The sequence below is a fragment of the Streptomyces zaehneri genome (assembly GCF_032248645.1).
Classification (GTDB): domain Bacteria; phylum Actinomycetota; class Actinomycetes; order Streptomycetales; family Streptomycetaceae; genus Streptomyces; species Streptomyces coriariae.
Window position 1 is genome coordinate 132,476 of the sequence record NZ_JASTTJ010000016.1, and the last position, 15,631, is coordinate 148,106.

A 15,631-nucleotide genomic window follows, 5' to 3' on the forward strand; every position below is an offset into this window, starting at 1 on the left:
CATGACGAAGATCGTCAACCACTGGATCGGCGGCAAGACCGTCGAGGGCGCGTCGGGCACGTACGGGCCGGTCACCGACCCGGCGACCGGCGCCGTCACCACCAAGGTCGCGTTCGCGACCGTCGACGAGGTCGACGCCGCGGTGGCCGCCGCCAAGGACGCCTACGCCACCTGGGGCACCTCCTCGCTGGCCAAGCGGACCACGATCCTGTTCAAGTTCCGGGCGCTGCTGGACGCGCACCGGGACGAGATCGCGGAGCTGATCACCGCCGAGCACGGCAAGGTGCACAGCGACGCGCTGGGCGAGGTCGCGCGCGGTCTGGAGATCGTGGACCTGGCGTGCGGGATCACGGTGCAGCTGAAGGGTGAGCTGTCGACGGAGGTGGCCTCCCGGGTGGACGTGTCGTCGATCCGGCAGCCGCTGGGTGTCGTCGCGGGCATCACGCCGTTCAACTTCCCGGCGATGGTCCCGATGTGGATGTTCCCGATCGCCATCGCGACGGGCAACACCTTCGTGCTGAAGCCGTCGGAGAAGGACCCGTCGGCGTCCCTGAAGCTCGCCGAGCTGCTGGCCGAGGCCGGGCTTCCGGACGGCGTCTTCAACGTCGTCAACGGTGACAAGGTCGCGGTCGACCGTCTCCTGGAGCACCCGGACGTGAAGGCCGTGTCGTTCGTCGGCTCGACGCCGATCGCCCGGTACATCCACACCACCGCCGCCGCGAACCACAAGCGGGTCCAGGCGCTGGGCGGCGCGAAGAACCACATGCTGGTCCTGCCGGACGCGGACCTCGACGCGGCGGCGGACGCGGCCGTCTCGGCGGCCTACGGCTCGGCGGGCGAGCGCTGCATGGCGATCTCCGCGGTCGTGGCGGTCGGCGCGATCGGCGACGAGCTGGTGCAGAAGATCCGCGAGCGCGCCGAGAAGATCAAGATCGGTCCCGGCAACGACCCGACCTCCGAGATGGGCCCGCTCATCACGAAGGTGCACCGCGACAAGGTGGCGTCCTACGTCACGGGCGCGGCGGCCGAGGGCGCGGAGGTCGTCCTGGACGGCTCCGGCTACACGGTCGAGGGCTTCGAGGACGGTCACTGGATCGGCATCTCGCTGCTCGACAAGGTCCCGACGACCGCGAAGGCCTACCAGGACGAGATCTTCGGCCCGGTGCTGTGCGTGCTCCGCGTGGACACCTACGACGAGGGCGTGGCCCTCATCAACAGCTCGCCGTTCGGCAACGGCACGGCGATCTTCACCCGGGACGGCGGCGCGGCCCGTCGCTTCCAGCTGGAGATCGAGGCGGGCATGGTCGGCGTGAACGTCCCGATCCCGGTCCCGGTGGGCTACCACAGCTTCGGCGGCTGGAAGGACTCGCTCTTCGGCGACCACCACATCTACGGCAACGACGGCACCCACTTCTACACCCGCGGCAAGGTCGTCACGACCCGCTGGCCGGACCCGGCCGACGGCCCGGGCGGCGTGGACCTGGGCTTCCCGCGCAACCACTGAGCCGGCGCCCGCACGGCGCCCCGTCGTCCCCGGTGAGGGGAGGACGGGGCGCCGTCGTGCGCGCGGCCTGCTCGTCGGTGAGGCCTACCGACCGCCGGCTTCCTTGATCGCTTCGGTGAGGTCGCCGGTCTGCGCGGCCGGCGGGGCCTTGACCTCGGCCGTGGCGCCGAACTTCTCGAAGTCCATGGTGACCTTCATGGTGCCGATCTCCTGGATCATGCGGACCGGCAGGTCCCGGGCTCCGACCCAGACATCCATGGTGATCGAGGTCGCGCCGCCGGTGAGCGAGCCGAAGAGGTTGTCCTCGTTGCCGTAGGCCTCCTTGTACTTGCCCATGCCCTTCTGGTCGACGACGGCCCGGTAGTGGGTCGCGGTCTTGCCGTTCACCGTCTCCGAGCCCAGGTCCTCGACGTTGTCGGCGTACTTCAGGCCCTTCATGGACGCCGACGGGCTGCCCCCGCCGCTCCCGCTGAGCGCCTGCGCGCCCTGCCGGCCGAAGACGGCCGAGCCGTCGATCTTCATCCACTCCTTGCCCTCGAGCGGGCCCGAGGCCTGCGGATCGACGTCGTAGTAGTACGCGCCGTCCACGAGGAGCATGCGCATCTTCGGATCGTCCTGCATCTGCTGCATCTGCGCGGCCGCGGTGTCCATCAGGACGTCGAACGCGAATCCGTCGCCCCAGGAGTAGGTGCCGTCCATGGTGACCGGGGTGCCGGCGCCCATGGAGGTGGTCATCCTCACCTCCGCCGAGCCCACCTGTTCGGTCCGGTCGGTCGCCCTGCCGAGCGCCGCCATGATCGCGTCGGTGCCGTCCACGGCCCTGGCCGTGCCCTCGGCGGCCTGGGTGCCGCACCCGGCCGTCGCGATCAGCGCCGCCGCCGTGACCGCCGTCCAGGCAGCCGCGTACTTCAGCCTCATGAGTCCCCACCCTGTGCTTCGTCTGTGATCCCCGAACCCTGACGAGACACACTGACACGTCCGCATGCCGAACGTCCGCACGTTTTTTTGCCGCCCGCCCTGCGGTTCCCGCATGTCCCCAGGGGCCGGAACAGTCCGCGCGAAACTGCCATATCCGCGACTCCGAGGTGCCTTCGGCGACGGATTCCGTAGGTGAACACCTATTGACGCATCGGTTTCCGTCGGGATTCCATGCAGCCGCCGGGAGCGGACGAAAGACGCACGACCAAAGCCGCCGGAGGCGATAGCGCTCCCGCCTCACCCCCGCCGCACGAGTCGATCGGAATCGCCGCATGACCGACACGCTCCCCCCTGTCGAGGCCGCCCTCCCCCAGGCGCCCGACGGTCCCCAGAAGCTCAAGCGCTCCATCGGAGTCGTCGGCGGCACCCTCCTCACCCTCTCCTGCGTCACCCCCGCCTCCACCCTCTTCGTCGTCGTCCCGGACCTCTTCGGCTCGCTCGGCACCGCGACCGCCCTCACGATCGCGATCGGCTCGCTGCTCTGTATCGCCGTGGCGTTCTGCTACTCGGAGCTGGGCACCCTCATCCCCAGCGCGGGCGGCGAGTACGCCATGGTGTCGACCCTGGCCGGGCGGCTCGCCGGCTGGCTGGTCTTCGTCCTCTCCCTGCTCGTCGTCATGATCGTCCCGCCGGTCATCGCGATGGGCACGGCCGACTACCTGGCCCCGGTCGTCCACCTCGACCCCTCGCTCGCGGGCGCCGCCGTCATGCTGCTCGCCACCCTCGCCGGCCTGCTCGACCTGCGCGCCAACGCCTGGATCACCGGCGTCTTCCTGGTCCTGGAGGTCATCGCGGCGGCCGTCGTCGCGGTGCTGGGCTTCGCCCACGGCCACCGCGGCGCGGGCAGCCTCGTCTCGATGCAGGCAGCCGGCGCCGACGGCCACACCGACACCGTCACCGCCATGCTGGTCGTCTCCGGACTCGCCATCGCCCTCTTCGTCACCCAGGGCTTCTCGACCGCCGTCTACCTCTCCGAGGAGCTGGAACACCCGCGCCGCAACGTCGCCCGCACGGTCCTCGCCACCCTCGCCATCTCCTCGGTGATCATCCTGGTCCCGGTCGTCGCCATCACCTTCGGCGCCTCCGACCTCACCGAGCTCACCGGCGGCGACATCGGCGCCATGGTCACCGCCTGGTCCAACTCGGCCGTCGGCACCTTCGTCAGCCTCTGCGTGGCGCTCGCGATCATCAACGCCGGCATCGTGATGGTCATCCAGAACTCCCGCGTCCTGTTCGCCTCCGCCCGCGACAAGGCCTGGCCCCGGCCGGTCAACGACCTCTTCGCCAAGCTCGGCCGGTTCGGCTCCCCCTGGGTCGCCACCCTCGCCGTCGGCATCCCCGGCGCGCTGCTCTGCTTCGTGAACCTGGACACCCTCTACGGCGTCACCGGCGTCTCCGTGACCGGCATGTACCTGCTCGTCGCGATCGCCGCCCTGCTCTCCCGCCGCGGCCGGCACCGGCACACCCACGCCTGGCGCATGCCCCTGTGGCCGGTGCTGCCGGTCCTGCTGATCGTCGTCCTCGGCTACATCCTCACCCAGCAGGAGACGGCCTACCTCGTGTGGACCGGCGGCATCACCGCCGCCGCCACCCTCTACTGGGCCTGCTACCTCCGCCCCCACCGCGACACCCGCTGGCTGGTGTCGATCCCGGAGGACGCCCAGGACACGCCGGTCTGAGTACCGCGTCCGGTGTACGGCGCGACGGCCGCGTACGCCGCGGGGATGGCGACGAGTTCGGTCTGCGGTCGACAACTCCACGACAGGTTGACCCCGTACGGTTGAAGCATGGATCTTCGACTGCCCGGTCTGCGAGGACCGCGGCGGCCACGACGGATCGTCTCCGCCGTGGCCGCCGTGGTCGTACTCGCCGGTGCCGGTACCTGGACGGCCGTCGCCGCCGACGACGACACGCCCGCGGTGCACCACACCGACCGGGTCATGGCGGTGGACGGCGTACGCCTGGACACCTCCTACTTCACCTCCGGCGCCGCCGGCCGCCGCCCCGCGGTCCTCCTCGGGCACGGCTTCGGCGGAAGCAAGGACGACGTGCGTCAGCAGGCCGAGAAGCTGGCCCGCGACGGATACGCGGTGCTCACGTGGTCGGCGCGCGGCTTCGGCAAGTCCACCGGCAAGATCGGGCTGAACGACCCGAAGGGCGAGGTCGCCGACGTCTCCCGGCTGATCGACTGGCTCGCGAAACAGCCCCAGGTGCAGCTCGACAAGAGCGGCGACCCCCGGGTGGGCGTGGCCGGCGCCTCCTACGGCGGCGCGATCTCCCTGCTCGCCGCGGGCCACGACGACCGCGTCGACGCCATCGCCCCCGCGATCACCTACTGGAACCTCGCGGACGCCCTGTTCCCCGACGGCGTGTTCAAGAAGCTGTGGGCCGGCATCTTCTTCAACACCGGCGGCGGCGCCGCCCGCTTCGAACCCGCGCTGGCCGCGATGTACGACCGCGTCGCCGAGTCCGGCACCCCCGACACCGCCGCCCGCGAGCTCCTCGAGCAGCGCTCGCCGTCCGCCGTCGCCGACCGCATCAAGGTCCCCACACTCCTCCTCCAGGGCCAGACCGACTCCCTCTTCACCCTCGCCCAGTCCGACGCGGCCGAGAAGGCGATCCGCGCCAACGGCGCCCCCGTCGACGTCGACTGGATCGCGGGCGGCCACGACGGCGGCGACATGGAGGGCGATCGCGTCCAGACACGCGTGCGTGCCTGGTTCGACCGCTACCTCAAGGACGACAAGGCCGCCGACACCGGCCCCGCGTTCCGCGTCACCCGCACCGGAGGCGTCGACTCCACCGACGGCGCCGCCCAGCTCAGGGGCGCGAGCGCGGACAGCTACCCCGGCCTGGAGAACGGCGAGCGCTCGTTCCCCCTGACCGGCCGCCGCGAGGAGCAGTCCTTCGCCAACCCGCCGGGCGCCAGCCCGCCCGCCGTCTCGGCCCTGCCGGGACTCGGCGGCGCAGGCCTCTCCCAGCTCTCCTCCCTCGGCGTCGGCGTCTCCCTCGACTTCCCCGGCCAGTACGCCGCCTTCGACTCCGCCCCGGTCACCGGCGACCTGCGCGTCACCGGTTCCCCGACGGTCACCGTCCACGTGAAGTCGACGTCCGACACCGCCGTCCTCTTCGCCAAGGTCTACGACGTCAGCGGCAGCGGCAGCCAGGTGCTGCCCTCCCAGCTCGTCACCCCGGTCCGCGTCGAGGGCGCCAAGGACGGCAAGGACGTCACGATCACGCTCCCGGCGATCGACCACAAGGTCGAGGAGGGCCACCGGCTGCGCCTGGTCCTCGCCTCCACCGATCTCGGCTACGCCTCCCCGATGACCCCGGCGACGTACACCGTCTCCATGAAGGGTGACCTGAAGGTCCCGACCGCCCCCGCCGTGGCGACCGCGGCCGCCCCGCTCCCGTCCTGGGTCTGGTGGCTGCCCCTCGCGGGCGCGGCGATCGCGCTCGCCCTGCTGCTGACGGCCCGCCGCCGCACCGCGGGCCCCGCCCCCGACGCGGCGCTCGCCGAGGTCCCGCTCCAGATCACCGACCTGAGCAAGAAGTACGCGAACGGCGACCGCTACAGCGTCCGCGACCTGTCCTTCCGCGTCGAGAAGGGCCAGGTCCTCGGTCTCCTCGGCCCGAACGGCGCGGGCAAGACGACGACCCTGCGCATGCTGATGGGCCTGATCAGCCCCGACGGCGGCGAGATCCGGGTCTTCGGCCACGCCATCCGCCCCGGCGCGCCGGTCCTCTCCCGCGTCGGCTCCTTCGTCGAGGGCGCCGGCTTCCTCCCGCACCTGTCCGGCCGGGAGAACCTGGAGCTGTACTGGCAGGCCACCGGCCGCCCCGCAGGCGACGCGCACCTCGAGGAGGCCCTGGAGATCGCGGACCTCGGCGACGCCCTCGCCCGCGCCGTACGCACCTACTCGCAGGGCATGCGCCAGCGCCTCGCCATCGCCCAGGCCATGCTCGGCCTCCCGGACCTGCTCATCCTCGACGAGCCGACCAACGGTCTCGACCCGCCGCAGATCCGCGAGATGCGCGAGGTGATGATCCGGTACGCGGCGGCCGGCCGCACGGTCATCGTCTCCAGCCACCTCCTGTCCGAGGTCGAGCAGTCCTGCACGCACCTCGTGGTCATGGACCGGGGCCGGCTGGTCCAGGCGGGACCGGTCGCCGAGATCGTCGGCTCCGGCGACACCCTCCTCGTGGGCACCGCCACTCCCGTCGAGGAGCCGGTCGTCGAGAAGATCGCCGCGCTGCCGGGGGTGGCCTCCGCGGCCCCCACCGCCGAGGGCCTGCTGGTCCGGCTGGACGCCGACGGCAGCGCCCGGCGCCTGGTCGCCGACCTCGTCCGGCTCGACGTGCCCGTCCAGGCCGTCGGCCCGCACCGCCGCCTGGAGGACGCCTTCCTCACCCTGATCGGAGGTTCCGCATGAGCACGCTCACCGAGGTCGCCTCCGGCTACCAGGCGGGCCGCACGCTGCCGCTGCGCGTCGAGCTGGTCCGCCAGCTCAAGCGCCGCCGCACGCTGGTCATGGGCGGCATCCTCGCCGCCCTGCCGTTCGTCCTGCTCATCGCCTTCGCGATCGGCGGCGAGCCCGGCGGCCGCAACAACCAGGTGACCCTGATGGACACGGCGACGGCGTCCGGCGCCAACTTCGCCGCCGTCAACCTGTTCGTGTCCGCGGGCTTCCTCCTGGTCATCCCGGTCGCCCTGTTCTGCGGGGACACGGTCGCCTCGGAGGCCGGCTGGTCCTCGCTGCGCTACCTCCTCGCCGCCCCCGTGCCCCGGGCCCGCCTGCTGTGGTCCAAGCTCGTCGTCGGCCTCGGCCTCAGCCTGGCCGCGATGGTCCTGCTGCCCGTCGTGGCCCTCGCCGTCGGCTCCGCGGCCTACGGCTGGGGCCCTCTGGAGCTGCCCACGGGCGGCGCGCTCGACTCCGGCACGGCGGCCCAGCGGCTGGTGGTCGTGGTCGGGTACGTCTTCGTCTCCCAACTGGTCACCGCCGGGCTCGCGTTCTGGCTCTCGACGAAGACCGACGCCCCGCTCGGCGCGGTCGGCGGCGCGGTCGGCCTGACCATCGTCGGCAACGTCCTTGACGCCGTCACCGCCCTCGGCGACTGGCGCGACTTCCTGCCCGCGCACTGGCAGTTCGCCTGGGCCGACGCCGTCCAGCCCACCCCCGAGTGGTCCGGCATGATCCAGGGCACCGCCGTCTCCGTGACCTACGCCCTGGTCCTGTTCGCCCTGGCCTTCCGGGGTTTCGCCCGCAAGGACGTGGTGTCCTAGGCCACCGGAGGGTCACCCACCGGTCTCGAAGGACCGCCCTCGCCCGTTCGAGACGGGTCCGCAACACCCCGTGTCGCACGTTCCGGCCCCCTGCCCCGGCACAGTCACAGTCACCGACGTCGACGGACACAGGGGGCGCGCACATGAAGACACACCCGGCACACCGGATACCGGGTAGCACCACGCGGTGACGGCCGGGTGAGCCGAGGCGACCGAGAACCCGTACCGCGGGTGGCACACGAAACGGCGGGTCACCGGAGAACCGGTGACCCGCCGCAGCGGTACGTCAGGCTGTTGCTCAGCCGTTGCCCGCGCCGTTGCCGGCCAGGACCGAGATGTCGTCCAGGATGTGCGAGAGCGGCTCGTCGCCCTTGGCCTGGGTGCTGTTCTCGACACACTGCTGGTTCTGCGGGGCCGACAGGACCGGGATGTCCTGCACGCCGATGTTCAGAGCCGCGATGAGCGACTGGGCGTTGAGCTTCGCCGGCAGGCCGATGCACGGCTTGTTCAGCGAACCCTGGACCAGCGAAAGCTGCGGGCTCTGGTCACCGAAGGTGGCCGAGTTGCCGAACTCCGACGAGGCGCCGTTGCCGCTGGCGGACGTGGTGCCGCTGTCGTCACCGATGGCGAGGGCCTGCGGGGCGCTCATCGCCGCAAGACCGGCGACGGAGGCGGCGAGGGCCGCGGTCGCCCACAGCTTCTTCATGTTCGTTCCCTTCGAAAACGCGGACTCCGGGGGAGGAGCTGCGTGATCAACAACGCCCCGAACCCGCCCGGGGTTGCGCGCTGTGCCCCGATCGGCGTAGCGCATCGCGCACGACAACCGTGCGCCCCTCAGTGGCACGCGTACGCGCTCCCCCGCACCGGAACCGGCTTGCCGAGGATGTCCGGTGGGTCTTTCGGCTTCACCTCCGCACCCCGCTCGACCAGCGGCCGGTCGTCGCGCACCTTGGTGAAGAGTGTGTCCGCCTCCTTCCGGTCCCAGGCCAGCGCCGCGCCGATGCCCAGGCGGGCCGGGGCGAACCCGGCGATCGGCACGGTCGTGAACTCCGTCGCCGAGTCCGGCAGCCGGTGCAGCGCGGCCGCCAGCTCGACGAGCTCGCCGGCCGAGAAACCCTGCCGGCCGGACCCGAGCAACATCTCCACCAGGTGCGTCATACGCCTCGGGTGGGTGAGCAGTCTCCGTTCCTTCACCTCCCGCCAGGCCTGGACGAGGAAGCGCTGCTGACGCTGGATCCGGCCGAGGTCGGCGCTGCCGTCGACATGCCGTGAGCGGACGTACTGCAACGCCTGCCCGCCACCGAGCCGGTGCTTGCCGGGTTTGAGGTCGAGCCTGGTCGCCGAGTCCTTCAGCCGCCGCGGTGTGCACACCTCGACGCCCCCGACCTCGTCCACGCTGTTCACGAAGCGCCGGAAGTCCACCTGGAGGAACCGGTCGATGTTCAGCTTGGCCATCGACTCCACGGTCCGGATCATGAGCTCCGGACCGCCCTCCTGGTAGGCCGCGTTGAGCTTCGCCGGATGCGGCGGGCGTTCCCTGGCGCCGGGCTTCTCCCGGTACGGCGGGATCTCCGCGTAGGAGTCACGGGGCATGCCGATCACGCTGACGCGGTCCCGGTGGGCCGACAGGTGGATCAGCATCAGGACGTCCGAGCAGCCGCAGGGCTTTCCACCGGCATGGAACTTCTGCTTCTGGGTGGCGGTGAGGGTGTCCCGTTCGTCGGTGCCCATCAGCAGGACGTTGAACCCGCGCGGGGCGTGTTCCCGGCCGGGGAGTCCGGGCAGTGAGGGAAGGGCGGAACTGCCGAGCAGCGCGCCCGCGGCGGCCAGGACGATTCCGGGAATCGCCAGGCGGCGTGGCCAAAGGTTTCTCTTCATCGTCACGCGCCGCACGCTAGAACAGCGGGCCGCCGATGATCCGGCGGCCCGCTGTCCGGGCTGATAATCCACCCGCAGGGCTCGAGAAAAGAACCCGTTCAGCGCGTGGGCTCAGCGGTTGGCCGCGCCGTTGCCGGCCAGGACCGAGATGTCGTCCAGGATGTGCGAGAGCGGCTCGTCGCCCTTGGCCTGGGTGCTGTTCTCGACACACTGCTGGTTCTGCGGGGCCGACAGGATCGGGATGTCCTGCACGCCGATGTTGGCCAGGGCGAGGATGGACTGGGCGTTGAGCTTCGCCGGCAGACCGATACAGGGCTTGTTGAAGGAGCCCTGGATGAGCGCCATCTGGGGGCTCATGTTGCCGAAGGTGGCCGAGTTGCCGAACGACTGGCTGGCACCGTTGCCGCTCGCGGACGTGGTGCCGCTGTCGTTGCCGATGGCGAGGGCCGGGGCTGCCGCGGCGGCGGAGACGCCGACGACGGAAGCGGCGACCGCAGCGGTGGCCAGTACCTTCTTGATCACTTGTGAGTCCCTTCGGTGAGAAGCCCCGTCCACCGGAGCGTTCGGATTAACTTCACCTGAGCTGTTTGGTTGCTCCCGTTCACTCCGATGGCCTATTGCGGCGAACTCCGGCTGCCGGGACGGAAAAACCGATCGGGTGACTGGCCGCAACCAAATAGGGCGCTTCCGGTTGGTTCGGTGGCAGGCACATGGTCCTGACCGGGAGTCAGGGCAGGGAAAGGATTAGCGAAATGCTCAAGAAGGCAATGGCCGCGGCGGCGGTCGCCGCTTCCGTCGTCGGTATGTCCGCGGCGGTCGCCCCTCAGGCGCTTGCCATCGGGGACGACGCCGGCACCACCTCCGCCAGTGGCAACGGTGCGCACGAGGCGTTCGGGAACTCGGTGACCAAGGGCGACATGAGCCCCCAGGCCACCCTGGTGCAGGGCACCGCCAACAAGCTGTGCGTGGGCCTGCCGGTCAAGGCCGACGTGCAGTCCGTGCTCGCCGTCATCGCCAACGTCGGCGTCCAGGACATCCCCGTCCTGTCCGCCCCGCAGAACCAGCAGTGCGCCGAGAACAGCACCCAGGCCAAGGGCGACGAGCCGCTGTCGCACATCCTGGACGACATCTCCGCGCTCTCGGGCAACGGCGTGGCCAACCACTGACGTCCCCGGCACTGCCCGCCGGGCGGCCCGTTCTGTTTCCGGCGGGCCGTCCGGCCATCGCGGTCTCCGCTGACTTCCTGTCATTTTTCTCTCGGTTGAGGCGAATCGTTTCCTCGCTAATGGACCATTCGTGTCAATTACCTGAAGGCGTTCGAGTGAATTCCCTTACGGTGCGCGTTTCTTGGTTTCTTCGGCTGTCTATCTCTCGTTTGCAGCTTGCGGGTCATGGTGCGAGCCGTTCCAGTTGCGCTCGCTCGGTTTCGACCGTCATCTGGGCATGACCGCAGAGAAGGGAAACTCATGAAGAAGAGCGCTGCTGTTGTCGCGGGTCTGATCCTGGCCCTCGGCGGGGCTGCTCCCGCCTTCGCCGACGCTGGTGCCAACGGTGCGGCCATCGGCTCGCCGGGCGTCCTGTCGGGCAACGTCGTCCAGGTTCCGATCCACATTCCGATCAACGTGTGCGGCAACACCGTCAACGTCATCGCCGCGTTGAACCCGGCCGCCGGCAACTTCTGCTTCAACGACTGACGACGCGGCACACCAGCCGTACCGCTGGATCGAGGCCGGCCTTGGACGACACACCTGTGGTCCAGGGCCGGCTTTTCCCACTTCTCCAAGTAGGAAGACAACGAGATTGCGACAGACCCTGAGCAGGGGAATGGTCGCGGCCGCCGCCGCGACGGGCATTCTGTCCCTGTACGCGGGCGGCAACGCCCTCGCCGACTCGACAGCCCAAGGAGCCGCCCAGGGTTCGCCCGGGGTCCTGTCGGGCAACGCCGTCCAGGCCCCGGTGCACGTCCCGGTGAACGCATGCGGCAACTCGGTCGACGTCATCGCCGCGCTCAACCCGGTGTTCGCCAACTCCTGTGCCGGCCTCACGGACGCGCAAGACCATCGCTCAGATGGCGCATCACACGATGACGACGCCGAGTCCCGCGACGACGACTCCGGCTACGGGGACGCCGGCTATGGGGACGCCGGTTACGGGGACGCCGGTCACGACGACGTCGGTTACGGGGACGCCGGTCACGACGACGTCGGTTACGGGGACGCCGGTCACGACGACGTCGGTTACGGGGACGCCGGTCACGACGATCCCGGCTACGGGGACTCTGGTCATGGGGGCTCGGGCTACGGGGACTCCGATCACGCCGAATCCGGTTACGGCGAGTCCCGCGACGACTCCGGCTATGGGGAGGCCGGCCACGGGGATTCCGGCCACGGGGACTCTGGTCATGGGGGCTCGGGCTACGGGGACTCCGATCACGGGGGCTCCGGTCACGGCGAGTCCCGTGACGACGACTCCGGCTACGGGGACGCCGGCCACGGGGATTCCGGCTATGGGGACTCTGGTCATGGGGGCTCGGGCTATGGGGACTCCGGTCACGCCGACTCCGGTCACGCCGACTCCGGTCACGCAGACTCCGGTCCCGGCGCGTCCCGCGACGACGACTCCGGTCACGGCGATTCGGGCGATGGCGACTCCGCTTACGGGGATTCCGGGCACGAGGACCACGGGCCCGGGGACGACTGCGGGGGCTACGGCGACACCTGCGGCGGTGGCGGTCACACGACCCCGCCTCCCGGAGGTGGTCACACGACGCCGCCGGATGGTGGTCACACGACTCCGCCTCCGCATGGCGGCGGCAGTACTCCGCCCGCTGGGGGTCACTCGACTCCGCCTCCGTACGGTGGTCACTCGACTCCGCCTCCGTACGGCGGTGGCAGTACTCCGCCCGGTGGGGGTCACTCCACGCCGCCTCCGTACGGCGGTCACTCCACCCCGCCCGGCGGGGGCCATTCCACCCCGCCCCCGCACGGTGGCCACTCGACTCCGCCTCCCCACGGCGGTCACTCGACCCCGCCCCCGCACGGTGATCACTCCACCCCGCCCCCGCACGGCGGCGGTGGCGGTCAGCCTCCGCACGGCGGGCACACCGCGCCTCCGGAGGGTGGCGGGGAGCACAGCTCGCCGCCGCAGCTGCCGCACACCGGCGGCGACCGTGCCGCTCTGCTGGCCGCCTCCGGCGTCAGCGCGGCGCTCATCGCGGGCGGCGCCGTCCTGTACCGGCGAGGCCGAGCCGCGTCCCGTAGGTGAGAACAGTGGGTGCCGGACGCCCTCGCGCCCGGCACCCACGACCCGTCCGGCTCAACGCCGTACGGTCTCCGCCGCCCCGTGCCGACCCGGTGCCGGGATCGCCCCGCTCGGCACGCCCGTGTGCAGCCGGCGCCGTACGCCCCGGACGAGGGTTCCCGCCGTGAAGGTCGCGCCGTACACGAAGCGCATCGCCGGGCCGAAGCCGGCCGCCGTCACCAGTCCGGCCAGGAACAGGCCGGGCTGGGACGACTCGAAGTCCCGGCCCACCTCGGGGGAACCGTCGGACACCGCGGCCAGCGCCCCGCGCAGTTCGCCGGAGAGCAGGCCGAGCCGGTCACGGGTCGCCTTGAAGCCGGTGGCCGCGATCACGTGCTCGGTCTCGAAGGAGTCCCCTCCGGCCACCTCGAGCCTTACCCCGCCCGGGACCGCTCGCGCCGCCGTCACCTCGTGGTCGAGACGCACCCGCACGGAGCCCTCCACCCGGTCCCGCACCCACCAGGCGCCGGCCGGCCCGAGCGCCGTCGCCGCGATGCGTGCCCGGGTCGGTTCCGGGAGCCGGCGGTAGACACCGGGGCGTTCGGCGTAGAACCAGTTGCGCCAGCCGCAGCCGAGCCCGCTCTGCGGGGAGCGGACCGACTGCCACCACGGGCGCTCCCACGGCGCCGGCACGTCGTTCCAGCGCAGCCGGTCGGCGCGGGCCAACACCCTTACCCGAGAGCCCTGTTCGGCGAGCAGGGCGGCCGTCTCCAGAGCCGCCTGGCCGCCGCCGATCACCGTGACGTCCCGGCCGCGGAAGCGGTCGAGGTCACCGTGGTGGCTGCTGTGCGAGACCAGGTCGCAGGAGAGTCCGCGCAGGGCGGCCGGGATCTCGACGAACGGCATGACGCCCACGGCGAGGGCGACCGTCCGGGTGCGCACGGTCTCGCCGTCCGCGGTGACCGCCTCGAAGCCGCCCGGCCGGGACACGATCCGGGTCACCATGCGCTCGTCGACCTCGGGGACGGCGTTGCGGGCGAACCACAGCCCGTACCGGGCGAACATCTCCACCGGGATCGGCTCGCCGTGCCGGGCCGTCACGCCCTGGGTCGCGCAGTACGCGTCGAGCCGCCAGCGGGCCGCGGGGTCGGAGAGGTTGGAGGCCCACGGCTCGGACTTCAGGAACATCCCGCCCGGCATGTTGTCGCGCCAGGAGGCCATCGGCCGGCCGAAGACCCGCAGCTTCAGCCCGGCGGCCGCGGCGTGCGCCGCGATGGACAGGCCGTACGGGCCCGCGCCCACCACCAGCAGGTCGTACATCAGCAACTGCTCGCTTTCTCGTCGTCGGTCGGTGCGGTCGGTGCGGTCGGTGCGGACGCGGTCGGGGCCGGTGCGCCCGGCGGCGGTTCGGTCAGGTCCGTCAGGGACGGCGTGGGCGGCGTGGCCTGGCGGACCACGCGGGGCCGGACCCCGGCCGCGCCCGAGGCGCCGGCCCGGCGCAGCCGGTCGAGCAGCCGACGGGCGACATGGGCGCCCCACAGGCCCCACATGGCCCGGCCGGGAGCGGTGTCGTCGCACGCGTGCCAGGCCAGCTCACGGCCGCGGCGCGCCGGTCGCAGCGCGGCCAGCGGCGCGTAGTTCTCCACCACGAACGCCCGGCCCGGCAGCGGCACCCCGGCCGGCAGCGGACGGTGGGTCAGATCGAGGTGTTGGGCGCGGACGACGTCGAGTCCGGCGCCGTCGGTGAAGAGCCGGAACTGGGCGCCGGGGCGCGGGTTGAAGTCGAGCAGGTGGTAGTCGCCCGTCGCGCCGCAGCGGCGGAAGTCGAGGTCGAAGATGCCCCGGTAGCCGAGTTCGTCGGTGAGTCGCTGGGCGAGGGTCCGCACCTTTGGGTTCTCGGTCCATTCGCCCACCGCCGTGAGCCCCGCGCCGCGGGGCCAGGCGCACAGTTTGCGGCCGGGGCCGCCGCCGCCGACCGCGCCGGAGCGGTCGGCGTATCCGTGGAAGAACCAGTCGCGGTTTGGGCCCGGCGAGAGGAAGGCCTGGAGGAGCAGTTGGCTGCCGGCCTCGGGAGTGCGCAGGTACAGGTCGCGCGCCTCCTGGGTGGAGCGCACCACCACCGTGCTGCGCAGCCCCGAATCGGCGGGCAGCAGCCAGGGCCGGCTCCACTTGGCCACCACCGGAAGACCGAGCCGCCAGGCGGCGGAGGCGGCCTGTGCCGCGCTGTCCGGGGTCACGGTGAGCGGGTGCGGCACGTCCGCGGCCGCGCAGAGCCTGGTCAGTTCCGCCTTGTCGGCGACCCGTTCGGGCACCGAGCTGGGTTGTTGCGGCAGCAGGTAGGCGGGCGCCAGCTCCTCGCGCAGGCGGCTCACCGCGACCGCGCCGGCGTCGTCCATCGGGATCAGCACGGCGGGCCGCTCGATGCGGGCGGCCACCCGCAGCAGCGTGGCGGCGATGTCGGCGAGGGCGGCGCCGGGCGGCGGCGGTGGATGCAACTGGCGTACGAAACGGGACTTGCGTACGGGACTTCCCGTGGAGTCGGCGACCACGTGCACGTCGATTCCGGCTCTGCCGAGAGAGCGCACGGCACCCAGCGTTCCGTGGTGAAAGGGATTCCGGTCGATCCGCAGAAGAACGGCGGGGACGCGGGTGTCGAGCAGCGACTCGGGCATGTGTTTCCGGGTCCTTCGGTTCAGTTCACCGATATGAGCGATCGAGACACTCGAAAGCCGTAACGGCGGTGGCGT

General features: G+C 71.5%; 13 protein-coding genes and 2 pseudogenes. 8 read left to right on the top strand and 7 right to left on the bottom strand.

Annotated elements, in window-relative coordinates; translation table 11 throughout:
- Position 1: 1 nt before the first annotated feature.
- Entirely contained in the window at positions 2-1,504 is a 1,503-nt protein-coding gene (gene mmsA / locus QQM72_RS25265; RefSeq protein WP_057600240.1) for a CoA-acylating methylmalonate-semialdehyde dehydrogenase, read from the top strand.
- An 84-nt stretch (positions 1,505-1,588) separates the two neighbouring features.
- Here the strand turns inward: mmsA and QQM72_RS25270 are convergent, their stop codons facing one another.
- Entirely contained in the window at positions 1,589-2,422 is an 834-nt protein-coding gene (locus QQM72_RS25270) for a hypothetical protein (RefSeq protein WP_314223143.1), read from the bottom strand.
- 332 nt (positions 2,423-2,754) lie between these two features.
- Between QQM72_RS25270 and QQM72_RS25275 the strand changes: the two genes are divergently transcribed.
- The 3 genes from QQM72_RS25275 (at position 2,755) to QQM72_RS25285 (ending at position 7,766) form a co-directional block, all read left to right on the top strand.
- Positions 2,755-4,161, top strand: a complete 1,407-nt coding sequence (locus tag QQM72_RS25275; protein WP_314223144.1) for an APC family permease — start codon at positions 2,755-2,757, stop codon at positions 4,159-4,161.
- Positions 4,162-4,269: 108 nt separating this feature from the next.
- Positions 4,270-6,915 carry a CocE/NonD family hydrolase gene (locus tag QQM72_RS25280; protein ID WP_314223145.1) on the top strand — a complete coding sequence of 882 codons (2,646 nt, stop codon included), beginning with the start codon at positions 4,270-4,272 and terminating at the stop codon, positions 6,913-6,915.
- Positions 6,912-7,766: an ABC transporter permease gene (locus QQM72_RS25285; RefSeq protein WP_057600232.1), complete on the top strand. Its 855-nt coding sequence runs from the start codon at positions 6,912-6,914 to the stop codon at positions 7,764-7,766. The genes QQM72_RS25280 and QQM72_RS25285 overlap by 4 nt, the downstream gene beginning before the upstream one ends.
- Before the next feature lie 298 nt (positions 7,767-8,064).
- Here QQM72_RS25285 and QQM72_RS25290 read toward each other — a convergent pair whose 3' ends face one another.
- The 3 genes from QQM72_RS25290 to QQM72_RS25300 form a co-directional block, all read right to left on the bottom strand.
- Positions 8,065-8,472: a rodlin gene (locus QQM72_RS25290; RefSeq protein WP_314223146.1), complete on the bottom strand. Its 408-nt coding sequence runs from the start codon at positions 8,470-8,472 to the stop codon at positions 8,065-8,067.
- Positions 8,473-8,600: 128 nt separating this feature from the next.
- The gene (locus QQM72_RS25295; protein ID WP_314223203.1) at positions 8,601-9,644 is read right to left on the bottom strand and encodes an LCP family protein; all 1,044 of its coding nucleotides are present in this window, start codon (positions 9,642-9,644) and stop codon (positions 8,601-8,603) included.
- A 111-nt stretch (positions 9,645-9,755) separates the two neighbouring features.
- A complete protein-coding gene (locus QQM72_RS25300) occupies positions 9,756-10,166 on the bottom strand; it encodes a rodlin (RefSeq protein ID WP_314223147.1) in 411 nt (136 codons plus the stop codon).
- A 230-nt stretch (positions 10,167-10,396) separates the two neighbouring features.
- On the opposite strand from QQM72_RS25300, the gene QQM72_RS25305 reads away from it, so the two are divergent.
- From QQM72_RS25305 to QQM72_RS25315, 3 genes and pseudogenes are all read left to right on the top strand, one after another.
- A complete protein-coding gene (locus QQM72_RS25305; protein WP_142264392.1) occupies positions 10,397-10,810 on the top strand; it encodes a rodlin in 414 nt (137 codons plus the stop codon).
- 300 nt (positions 10,811-11,110) lie between these two features.
- Entirely contained in the window at positions 11,111-11,338 is a 228-nt protein-coding gene (locus QQM72_RS25310; protein WP_314223148.1) for a chaplin, read from the top strand.
- A gap of 130 nt (positions 11,339-11,468) precedes the next feature.
- A pseudogene (locus tag QQM72_RS25315) lies at positions 11,469-11,621 on the top strand (chaplin family protein); the annotation flags it as partial.
- A 99-nt stretch (positions 11,622-11,720) separates the two neighbouring features.
- On the opposite strand, the gene QQM72_RS25320 reads toward QQM72_RS25315, so the two are convergent.
- Positions 11,721-12,380 (bottom strand): hypothetical protein, encoded by a 660-nt coding sequence (locus QQM72_RS25320; RefSeq protein WP_314223204.1) that lies wholly within the window; start codon positions 12,378-12,380, stop codon positions 11,721-11,723.
- 420 nt (positions 12,381-12,800) lie between these two features.
- On the opposite strand from QQM72_RS25320, the pseudogene QQM72_RS25325 reads away from it, so the two are divergent.
- Positions 12,801-12,908, top strand: a pseudogene (locus QQM72_RS25325) (LPXTG cell wall anchor domain-containing protein); the annotation flags it as partial.
- Positions 12,909-12,959: 51 nt separating this feature from the next.
- Here QQM72_RS25325 and QQM72_RS25330 read toward each other — a convergent pair.
- Positions 12,960-14,204 carry an FAD-dependent oxidoreductase gene (locus QQM72_RS25330; protein WP_314223149.1) on the bottom strand — a complete coding sequence of 415 codons (1,245 nt, stop codon included), beginning with the start codon at positions 14,202-14,204 and terminating at the stop codon, positions 12,960-12,962.
- On the bottom strand, positions 14,204-15,556 hold the full coding sequence (locus QQM72_RS25335; RefSeq protein WP_314223150.1) for a carboxylate--amine ligase: 1,353 nt from the start codon (positions 15,554-15,556) through the stop codon (positions 14,204-14,206). Before QQM72_RS25335 ends, QQM72_RS25330 begins: the two co-directional genes overlap by 1 nt.
- Between the last annotated feature and the right edge of the window lie 75 nt (positions 15,557-15,631).